Source organism: Streptococcus danieliae, assembly GCF_009767945.1.
Lineage (GTDB): Bacteria > Bacillota > Bacilli > Lactobacillales > Streptococcaceae > Streptococcus > Streptococcus danieliae.
In genome coordinates this window covers 18,820-29,184 of record NZ_WSRS01000012.1, presented here as the reverse complement: position 1 = coordinate 29,184, position 10,365 = coordinate 18,820, and the positions used below count along the sequence as shown (strand labels likewise).

7 protein-coding genes are annotated in these 10,365 nt (G+C 41.4%); 1 reads left to right on the top strand and 6 read right to left on the bottom strand.

Annotated features, from left to right (window positions below):
• Positions 1 to 320 precede the first annotated feature (320 nt).
• Both E5983_RS02445 and E5983_RS02440 read right to left on the bottom strand, forming a co-directional pair.
• A complete protein-coding gene (locus E5983_RS02445; RefSeq protein WP_160332339.1) occupies positions 321 to 1,004 on the bottom strand; it encodes a GNAT family N-acetyltransferase in 684 nt (227 codons plus the stop codon).
• A complete protein-coding gene (locus tag E5983_RS02440) occupies positions 988 to 1,155 on the bottom strand; it encodes a hypothetical protein (RefSeq protein ID WP_160332338.1) in 168 nt (55 codons plus the stop codon). The genes E5983_RS02445 and E5983_RS02440 overlap by 17 nt, the downstream gene beginning before the upstream one ends.
• A 681-nt stretch (positions 1,156 to 1,836) precedes the next feature.
• On the opposite strand from E5983_RS02440, the gene gdhA reads away from it, so the two are divergent.
• Positions 1,837 to 3,183, top strand: coding sequence for an NADP-specific glutamate dehydrogenase (gdhA, locus tag E5983_RS02435; RefSeq protein ID WP_160332337.1), 1,347 nt, complete (start codon positions 1,837 to 1,839; stop codon positions 3,181 to 3,183).
• A gap of 535 nt (positions 3,184 to 3,718) precedes the next feature.
• On the opposite strand, the gene E5983_RS02430 is transcribed toward gdhA, so the two are convergent.
• The 4 genes from E5983_RS02430 to E5983_RS02415 all read right to left on the bottom strand — a co-directional run bounded on the left by E5983_RS02430 (position 3,719) and on the right by E5983_RS02415 (position 10,355).
• Entirely contained in the window at positions 3,719 to 3,853 is a 135-nt protein-coding gene (locus E5983_RS02430) for a putative holin-like toxin (protein WP_237397563.1), read from the bottom strand.
• Between the two features lie 267 nt (positions 3,854 to 4,120).
• Positions 4,121 to 7,951, bottom strand: a complete 3,831-nt coding sequence (locus E5983_RS02425; protein WP_160332335.1) for a pullulanase — start codon at positions 7,949 to 7,951, stop codon at positions 4,121 to 4,123.
• A gap of 374 nt (positions 7,952 to 8,325) precedes the next feature.
• Positions 8,326 to 9,363: a sugar transferase gene (locus E5983_RS02420; RefSeq protein ID WP_160332334.1), complete on the bottom strand. Its 1,038-nt coding sequence runs from the start codon at positions 9,361 to 9,363 to the stop codon at positions 8,326 to 8,328.
• A gap of 26 nt (positions 9,364 to 9,389) precedes the next feature.
• On the bottom strand, positions 9,390 to 10,355 hold the full coding sequence (locus E5983_RS02415) for a glycosyltransferase (protein ID WP_160332333.1): 966 nt from the start codon (positions 10,353 to 10,355) through the stop codon (positions 9,390 to 9,392).
• Positions 10,356 to 10,365 lie beyond the last annotated feature (10 nt).

Below are 10,365 nucleotides of genomic sequence, written 5' to 3'. Positions count from 1 at the left end.
AGACAACTCATCAGAATGAGTTCTAGCACTTGTCTAGCAGATAGGATGGGTGGCTAACTTCATTTTAAAATTTTTGATGAGATTTTTTGTCCCAAACTCTTTTCTTGTTTTTCTCTTCGAGAAAAACTGGCTAGAAGCCATAATCAAAAAGCCGTTCACTACTTCATGTAATGAGCGGCTTTAGATGGAGAGCATCCAATTAAAAAAAAAAATTAGGCTCTCGCACCTGTCGGCTTTTTCTGATATCTGTCACCACTTGACCCTATCTGCAAAATTACTATCATATTAACACAAGCCAACTAATCATTTCTACGAAATTACTAGTTCTCAAGCTTACTCAAGTCTAATGCCATTGGCTGATAAGATTGATTTTCATCTTCTATAAGGGTACCATATTTAGTGAAGCCAAATCTCTCATAAAAATGGATTACCTTACCTTGATTTACACTATCTAACACAATAGTCTGCCCTCCGATAATCTTTCGAGCTTCTTGAATTTGATTAAGAACTAAATGCATCAAATCATCACCACTAATGATCCTATCAGCATTATAGTTCTTTCCAAATTGAGCTATTAGAATAGCTGGAATTTCCGAAATATGTTTTGCTGCAGAACTCTTTCCTCTGGTCAAAAGCCTCTTCTTTTGACTATTTGGTAAGTCATCCATTTTAATAACTTTCAATGATAGAGAAAAAACTCCGAGCAAATCATCAGAAAAGGACGGTGCTTCCACAACAAACGAACGAGTCTTATTATCCAACTCATCTTTTAAAGCTGATTTAGAAAAATAACCAAGCATATCCTGATTACCATTAAATTCAAACTCTTTTAATACCAGATTAGAAAGAGCTAAATAAGTTTCTCCTTTAAAATGCTCAACACTTTCTTCATCAGAAGGATTTAACCTTCCATCTTCAATCCAGTTTTTCCACATAGTATTGAAGATGACATCCTTGTAGAACTGCTTTAGTGGGGTTATAACTAAATCATCTGAGGTAGGCATCAAATCTGCCTTCTATTCGATTTGGTCTTTCAACTGGTTTAGAAGATTCCTTAATAGCATTGAGGAATCGTTCTGTTGGAGCAGATTGCTTAATTTTTTTCAAATCTTCTTCAGTAAAAACCATCTCACGAGTAATGCTAATTGTAGCCATATCTAAACCTCCTATTAATTTATCATTAACAATTATACACTCTATGACAATTCAAAGTCAAACAGAATAATAGGAATATGCAACAAACGCATGAGGAAATTTAGATTTTGTAAGACTTCAAAAATCGATAATTATTCGAAAAACTCTCCTAAGTCTATAATTGATTTATGAAGTTATTCCATGAATTTATTGATGACAATACTCGCAGAAGACAAAAAGATGACACTAGGAAAATTGGGAGTGGGACAGAACTAAATTTGAAAAAATTTAGTTCGTAGCCTCACCCCCGCAAGGCTGATTAGGCCCTCTTACGAGCTTGAAAAGCGAACGATTGAAGTTTGCTTCGCAAACAAGATTTGGTACTCTCTAACAGCATACAATGCTGTTAAACCCAATCAGCTACTGCGTCAAAGGCATTTTGTTAACCAAAGTTAATGAGGCTAGAAATTCGAAAGCGAGGTAGGTTTGGGGAACCTTTTCAACTCAAGTTAATAATGGTTCATCTGACAACGCCAAATTTTGAATTTCCAAAAAAGAAATCAGTTAGAACCTTTCAGACATTTGTCGTACCTCCCTAGGCTGAAGCCTTTACATTTGGCCGGCTCAGTGGTATGATTAGATTCAATCGACAAGTTGTCAGATAATTCATTTTCTTCGGAAAAATAGAAAAGAGGATTTTTAATGTCACGAGTTACAGACTATATCCAAAGCACTTTCCAAGACGTCCGGGCACGGAACCCTCACGAAGCCGAGTACTTACAAGCAGTTGAGGAACTATTGGCCACCCTTGAGCCTGTTCTTGAGGCCCACCCAGAATATTTGGAGGAGAACATCCTAGCTCGCATGCTAGAGCCCGAGCGGGTGATCAGCTTCCGTGTACCTTGGACTGACAAGGATGGAAAAGTCCAAGTCAACCGTGGCTACCGGGTTCAATACAACTCGGCTGTAGGTCCTTACAAGGGTGGACTCCGTTTCCACCCTTCCGTTAACCAATCCATTCTGAAATTCCTCGGCTTCGAGCAGATTTTCAAAAACGTTTTGACTGGTCTACCCATTGGTGGTGGAAAAGGCGGTTCCGACTTTGACCCTAAAGGAAAAACCGACGCTGAAGTGATGCGCTTCTGCCAAAGCTTCATGAGCGAATTGCAAAAACACATCGGCCCATCCCTCGACGTCCCTGCCGGTGACATCGGGGTCGGCGCCCGCGAAATCGGCTACCTCTACGGCCAATACAAACGCCTTCGCCAATTCGATGCCGGTGTCCTAACCGGAAAACCACTAGCCTTCGGCGGCTCCCTCATTCGCCCAGAAGCGACCGGATACGGCCTGGTTTACTTTACTGAAAACATGCTGCAAGCTAACGGAAAATCTTTCAAAGATCAAACCGTCCTCATTTCAGGTTCTGGAAACGTGGCCCAATATGCCCTCCAGAAAGCGACCCAGCTCGGTGCGATCGTCATCGCAGTCTCTGACTCCAACGGCTACATCATCGACGAGAACGGTATTGATTTTGATCTTTTGGTTGAAATTAAAGAAAAACGCCGCGCCCGCCTCACCGAATACGCAGCCGAAAAAGCTAGCGCCCGCTACTACGAAGGCAGCGTCTGGGACTACCAAGGCCCAGCCGACATCGCCCTCCCATGTGCCACCCAAAACGAAATCAACGGCGCACAAGCCAAGGCCCTCATCCAAAACGGCGTCTACTGCCTCGCCGAAGGAGCCAACATGCCTTCTGACCTCGACGCCATCAAAATCTACAAAGAAAACGACGTCCTCTACGGCCCAGCCAAAGCTGCCAACGCCGGAGGCGTAGCCGTCTCTGCCCTCGAAATGAGCCAGAACAGCCTCCGCCTATCCTGGACCAAAGAAGAAGTCGACCAACGCCTCCAAGACATCATGGAAAACATCTTCACCACCGCCAAAACCACAGCCGAAACCTACAACCTCGGCAAAGACTACCTCGCCGGCGCCAACATCGCCGCCTTCGAAGAAGTCGCTAACGCGATGATCGCACAAGGTGTGGTGTAGCCCTCTTACCAAAGAATCCTCCGCGTCAAAAGCACGGAGGATTTTTCCTGTGTCCTAAAATTACCTAGTCCAAAAACGTCTGACAAAGTCAATACCGTGGGAAATAAAGACTATTCATATTTATCACCTAAAAAGAGAGCCATTCCGCCCTCTTGACATCGCTCGGTCAATTTTTTATTTACCGACGAGTCAGAACCGTCACCCGTCTCCTCTGCTTTGTCGCTACTTTACACTTTTATTATAAGTCCTAAAAAACAAATGGCATATAAAAACACAGGAAAAAATCAACTATCACAATCTATCTAAAACTTCAAAAAACAGCCTCTTAACGAGACTGCTTAAGATGTCTGAAGCGATTTTAAACGATTTATGTTGTGACTAACCGTCAAATCTTTGCCTTTCATAAAACTATCTGCTATACTTGTCATGAAAGAGATTGAGTTGCGAGCTCAATCTCAAGTAGACCGTTTTAAAGACGGGACGAATGTAGTTCGACAGTTTGCCGCTACTCAGTCAAGTTAATAGCGGCTAGCTGTCATTTTTTATCTTTGTTGTTAATCAACGTCAATATAAATGACAAAAGTGCGAGAATCAACATCCCGAAAAGAAGCATTAACTCAATAGCTACTTCCACTGCCATGACGGCAATCCTTTCTAAGTGGTTTTGCATAGGCATTACCTCCAGATTTAGATTTCCGTCCCGCTTTGTAACTTTCTACTCTTTCAGTATACTCTTTTGCAAATTTTCTGTACTTATGGGGACCTCTAAAAACCCCAGTTTTTCTTCAAATTTAATCACTCAAACCTTGATAAATCAACATTTAGATTTTCAGAAATTTAGTTTTTAGAGGTGCCCTTATAAATGACAATTATGATTAACTAAACTAGCCCCTTAGATTCATTTTTCCAAGGGGCTGATTTCTTATGATTTTAAGGTTTAATCCTCCTTTTTCTTAAAGAGTCCTACACTAATTGCTACCAAATTCACACCAAGTAGTGTAAGAAGGCTAGATTGCTCTCCTGTATTTGGGAGTTTTTCTTTATCTTCATTTGCTGGTTCAATTACTGGATTTTGTTCCAGTATCATCTTTATCTTGCTTGGATTCTCTTGGCTTATAGGAGTGACCTTGCCTGGCTGATCGACTCCTTTCGATTTTGCAGTACCAACCAAAACAATTCGTTTTTGACCAGCTTCGATTGTTTCCGACACCAGAGTTCTCTCCATCAACTGTCCATCTTGCCAAGTTTCCAGATAACGGCTGATTTTCTTGCCTGCTTGCCCTTCTTGGAGCACGTGTTTGTGACCTTGAGGGAGTGTGGAATCAGAAATTACCTCTTCCTCAACTGGTAGCTGCTCTTCAAGCACCTGTTCCTTGGTTGTCGTTTGTGCTTGCTCTGCTTGGGCAGGAAGTAAAATAACGGTAGCGGTCAATGGTGCTAAGGTTAAGCTATTTTGCCCAAGGGTCATACCTTGGAGGTTCATCAAAGCCTGTGTGCCTGCACGCGCCCCGTCAACGAGAACTTGTCCTTGTAAAAGATCTCGGTCAGCATCGCTTAGAGTAAAGATCCGCTCCTTGCTATCAGCGTTGACAAAAACCGCATACCGATCTCCATTGCTGGCTACGGTCTGGTATCCGATGACCAGATCTTCGCTGCCGATGCCGTTTTGACCTGGAATTGTCAAGAGGGTCACGCTCTTATCCACTTCTTCTTTTGTCCCTAAACGAAAGGCATCGCTGGACTTACGCAAGGCAATGAGTCCCTTGGTGAAATCGTGAGTGCGGACATTCTCTGGATAGAGGTTGGCATTGGTCGCCTTGCTCCAATCAAACTTGTTCACAGCATCCGATGAGTCATAAGAATCATGAATGTAATAAGGATAATCGAAAGGACTACCATCCGCATTGGTCAGCAAGTGAGCCTTATTTGGAACATTATCCTCTGAAACCGGATAGCGATAATCGGGATGGCGGAACTGCTTGGTGCGACCATACTCCTGCCCCGAATGAATGAAAGGTGTCCCTTGGGCGGTAAGAACAAGCAGATTGCCCAAGCGCTGACGTTGATGAATTTCCGTCACATTTTCAATCTTACTTGGATCCTTCTTAATGGATTGGGCAATAATATCAAAAAGAGTCAAGTTATCATGAGCCGCAATGTATTGAATGACATCTCCTGGATCGTCCGCCACGAAATTCCCTGGCTGCGCCTTGATATTGTTAAAGACAGACTCCAAATTCTTAGGGGCTCCCGTAATAAAGGCTGGTTGCCCTTCATTTGGATAGCCAGATTTGAGAGTATTCCGAATCTCATCCGAGAAAACCGCCACTGTATCAGTTGAACTCATCCAATCCTGATCAGCTGGCTTAACTGGCTGATTGGTATCACCTGTAAAGGTCCGCCACCCCTCTCCAAGCATGATGACATTGGGATTTAATTTTTTAGCTTCCGCAAAGGCTAAGTCAATGACCTCAGCATCATGGTCCCCCATCATATCAAAACGGAACCCATCAACCTTGTATTCATCAACCAGATACTTGATGGAATCCACCAAGACTCGACGACTCATGTGATGAGTCGTTCCCAAACGTCCCCCACCAAAACTCGATTTAGCCGCCCCATCACTCTCCATAAAGTGATAATAATTGGGCTCCAAATCCTCAAAAAGGAAGGTTTTAGCCGTGTGGTTATAAACTACATCTAAGATAACTCCCATACCTTGTTTATGAATCTCATGAACAAGGTTCTTGAATTCCTGAATTCGCTTCATCGGATCACTCGGATCGGTTGAGTACACACCACCAAGCGCAAAGTAGGATTGCGGATCGTAACCCCAGTTGTAGTTGCTATTGGATGACGCATACTCTGATAGACGTTCACCATTCTTCAATTCATTGACAAAATAATGGCTCATAACTGGCAAGAGTTGAATATGTGTGACACCCAAATCCTTGAGATAAGACAAGCGTTCCGCAAAAGCCGCAAACGTTCCAAACTGATGGGACAACTCCCCAGCAAGAGCTGGATCAGACGTGAAATCCCGAACATGGGCCTCATAAATAACCGCATCTTCTCTTTGCTCAAAGTTCGGAATAGACGCGAAACCCAAATCCTTCGGACCAGCCTCACTCGGATCGACAATGGCCGCCTTGGCAACTCGATTCGCCAAACCTTGATCCACCAAGTCACTATTCCAAGCCGCTAAGGATTTAGCGTAGGGATCCAGTACCAAGACCTTCTCCCCTTGGCGCGTGATTTGATAATGATAGAAATATCCTCGATAATCTTTGATTCCTAATCCGGAAGAAAGATTTAATTGAAGAGCCCACTGCCCCTGATCTCCTCTAGTTAAGGGCAAAGTACCAACCACATAATTAGGGTCAAACTTGTCATACAAGACCAGGTCCACCTGCTCCGCACTTGGTGACCACAAGGTTAGATCTACCACCTGACCTTGTTCAGAAACACGCGCCCCCAGCTCACCTTGATAGCCGTAAAGCTGATCCTTGAGCTGCCAAGCCATCTTGGTTGGGAAGGCATCAGTGCCATACCTAAGTGTATAACCTGCTCCTTCTGCAGAAAAATCACCTAATAACTGAACCTTCTTACTCTCAGGATCCATCACCAGGTCACGAATTACTACACCCTTGGCATCTTTATCTACAACGGATAGTTTACCCAATAAATCTTCCTTGCTGACGCCATCCAGAGTTGAGAAGGAAGCCTCCAAAGAATCGAGGCGATTATGGGCAGCCCCTAACACCCGGACATCATTGACATAATAGGGATTGGTATAAATCGTTGCATCATCATCTTTAAGAAAAATCTGCGTATGATTCTTCAAATCTGCGAAATTATAATCCTTAGACTGAATCTTGACCGCATCCCCAGACTGACTCTCATCTAATAACAAAAAACCAATTGAATTTGCCAACTCTGTCAGCTTCACATCCCGATAAACACCAGACTGACCCTGATGCTCAAAATTTATACCATCCGGCCAATCTCCCATCTGCACATCCGCAACATCACCCCAAAGCCATAGACTCTTCTGATCATAATTGCCATCCGTCCGAAAATAATTAATCCTGAGGTACCCTTCCTGCAAAGGCCTATAAAGACTCAGCTTGAAATTCTGATCCAACCAAGCTTGGTTCATATCCGAACTAATCCGCTCAATAGTTTTATCCCCAGTCAAATTCTCACCAGCTGTATTGTTGATTAACAAACTAATCTTTTTAGCCTGCTCCCCCTTCATCCGGACATCCATGTAGTATCCATAGTCATCACGACCAGCCTGTGCAAAACTCGTAGCTCCCGTAGGCCATCCCCCCTTGTCAGAGGAGGGAACCTCCACATCATCCCAGGACCACAAACCTAAACTCTCCACATTATCTGAAGGCAGCTCTTTAAAATGAACACGGAAGCTCCCCTCCTCAATAGGGACACTCTTGGCTTCATCCGAAGCAGGAACAGCTGCAACCGTAACCTCCGACCTCTGAGCCTGAGAATCAGCTTCACCAGCAAACTCCTCTGCCACAGGCTGAACAGTCATTACAGTCTCCTCCGCAAACGGATATGCCTGATAAACAGCCGAATTTCCATCCTCCTTGACCTCTACTCCCTGATTCTCCACCACAGGTTCAGGCGATGTGACCTCATCCGCGGCTACCTGACCGCTCATAAAGATCATTGCAATCCCAACAGACGCAATCCCCGTTGATAACTTCCGAATGGAGAAAATCTCCTGCGCATTCAACTTCTTCATAATACCCTCCTAATGATGTATTTATGATACTATTGTAAGCGTTTTAGAGACGTATTGCAAACGTTTTCTTTTTTGTGGGATAAAAAAAGGTTCCTAAGAATCTGGATTAAGAATCTAGATGATGAATACATTTAAAATTAAATATAGTCGCTAGTTCTATTCTATCATCCATTACAGTTGACAAAGAGCCAAAAACTCAAACTGATAAAACGAATGGTTCATTCAATTCTCAGTCTGAGTTTATTCATGATAGTATTAAGCTCTTTCACTTAATGACATTGCCCCATAGAATCGATTTTCTTGAAAACTTGAAGTACAAGTCTCCAAAAGAATTTCTATTCGGTTGTCAATGTCAACTTGAAAGTTAGAGAAAACTATACAATTTTCTCTACTGCCTCTTTCAAATACTGACCACTCTGTATTCGAGTTGAGATTCTGCGTACATTTTCGACCATCTTAAAGTACTCCTCTTCAGTCAGGTTTTCAAAAATTGATTCTAATTCAAATAAAGAGTCTACTGCAAAGCCCACACCATTGTTTAAAACAAAGTTAGCTTCTGCTGCTTCTTTCCAAACAATTACAGGAATTTCGGAAGCTAGGTAGAGTGAAAGCTTGTGAGGATTATTGTAACGTAAATAATTTCCTGTTTCTCCGGAACAGGTATCTATATCATTTCCATCCCAAACTAGTCCAAATCCCTCTACTAACTGATTCGGTACTTCTTCTGGAGCAAAAGATCCTAAATAATCAATATTTTGACTTTCCGTATCCGGCTCATAATTGATTCCCATCAGCTTGAAATTCAAATGAGATAATTGTTTTAGTTGATGGACATATGGGCTCTTATCTCTTGCTAAATTTCCAGCAATATAAATATTTTTTGAAAAATGAATCTCTTTTTGAGAATCTAAGGGAAGAAGGTAATCAAATATCTCAAGAACTACTAATTTTTCTTCAGAAACACCATAATCCAAAAACCATTGTTTCATTGCTTCATTATGGATAATGAGTTTATCTGCAAATTCAATCATCTCATCAAATTCATTTTTGAAATTTTCGGAATTGTATTGGTATCTAATTAATTCTACATCATGTACCAAGGAAATCATGTAGACATTTCTTTTTTCCTTAAGGTATTTTAAAGCAGCTCTTCTTCCCATTTGACGATTATGGAAAGGATTTTGTCGGATCAAAATTGAACCATCTTCAACTTTAAATTTTAAAGAAGTCCAACTGATAAAGCTTCGAAGTTGTCTAGAGATCTTAGCCAGTAATCCTGGTTTACTTCCCATGTGTCTAATTGACAATTCTTTAAAATCTAGTTCCTTCAAAATAGCAACTGCATCATTTTTAGCCTTACTTCCAGCATGACGATCATTACCGAAGTTTTCAGAAATTTGATACTTTGTCAAGGGCATCTCCTCGTCTTCTTTCAATGTTAATAATTTGGATCTATTCTTTTACCCATTCGTCGAAAAATACCATCAATAAACGCTTTGCGTATAATTGGGAAATTCTGTCTCAAATAACCTGCAATGATAGAATTCCGAATTCGTTGAAGTAAAATTAGAATCGGACTTAAATGTCTAACCTTCCAATTCTTACCATATCGTTTATCAAAGATAATATTATTGCGCATACCATAATACTCACGCCAATTGAATGGTTCCGTCACAGCTGAAGGAGGCATCTTTTTAGCTAATTGGCGATGTAATTGCGCTCTAGTAGCAAAGATAATTCCAGAATGCTCTTGAAGACGCATCGCATAATCTGTATCATCATAAAGTAAAAAATAACCACTATCTGGTACACCTACTTTCCGAAGTAGGTTCATATCAATTACAGGACCTTCAAATGGCAAATCAACTACTCGAATGGCATCTTCTTCAAATGGACCTTTTACCTTTGTTTTTCGTAAACCCGTCCAGAATTTTCTATAATCATCCATATCTAGAGAGATACATGGTTCATCATCAAAATTCTCATCTGTTCGATTTGGAATCCCTACACGAACATCGTTAAGATCCATTTGCTTGATTATTTCTGCCAAACAATCTGACTCTGGATATACATCATCATCCATAATCCATACATAGTCATAGTCTAAATTCGAAACTAGTTCGATACCTTTCGAGAATCCTCCAGCACCACCTGCATTCTCATGATTACGATAATAATAAATTTCTACGTCATCATATGCACATTGATACAATTCTCCACTTCTATAGCTTTGTTTCGCGAGATACCCATCTGTTATTAAATCACTTTCAGTAGAGTCCGTAGCATCATTGTTAAAAATAAGAATTGCAGAAACTTGTTTATCTTGATTTAAAATCCCACTTAAGGCTTTACGTAAATAGATTGAGCGATTATAAGTAACAACCAAAGCACAAACAGTTGGCATAACCATTCCT

Excerpts from the sequence above, each read along its gene's own strand:
- E5983_RS02445 (WP_160332339.1), bottom strand. The coding sequence starts at position 1,004 with ATGCCTACCTCAGATGATTTAGTTATAACCCCACTAAAGCAGTTCTAC.
- E5983_RS02440 (WP_160332338.1), bottom strand. The coding sequence starts at position 1,155 with ATGGCTACAATTAGCATTACTCGTGAGATGGTTTTTACTGAAGAAGAT.
- gdhA (WP_160332337.1), top strand. The coding sequence starts at position 1,837 with ATGTCACGAGTTACAGACTATATCCAAAGCACTTTCCAAGACGTCCGG.
- E5983_RS02430 (WP_237397563.1), bottom strand. The coding sequence starts at position 3,853 with ATGCAAAACCACTTAGAAAGGATTGCCGTCATGGCAGTGGAAGTAGCT.
- E5983_RS02425 (WP_160332335.1), bottom strand. The coding sequence starts at position 7,951 with ATGAAGAAGTTGAATGCGCAGGAGATTTTCTCCATTCGGAAGTTATCA.
- E5983_RS02415 (WP_160332333.1), bottom strand. The coding sequence starts at position 10,355 with ATGCCAACTGTTTGTGCTTTGGTTGTTACTTATAATCGCTCAATCTAT.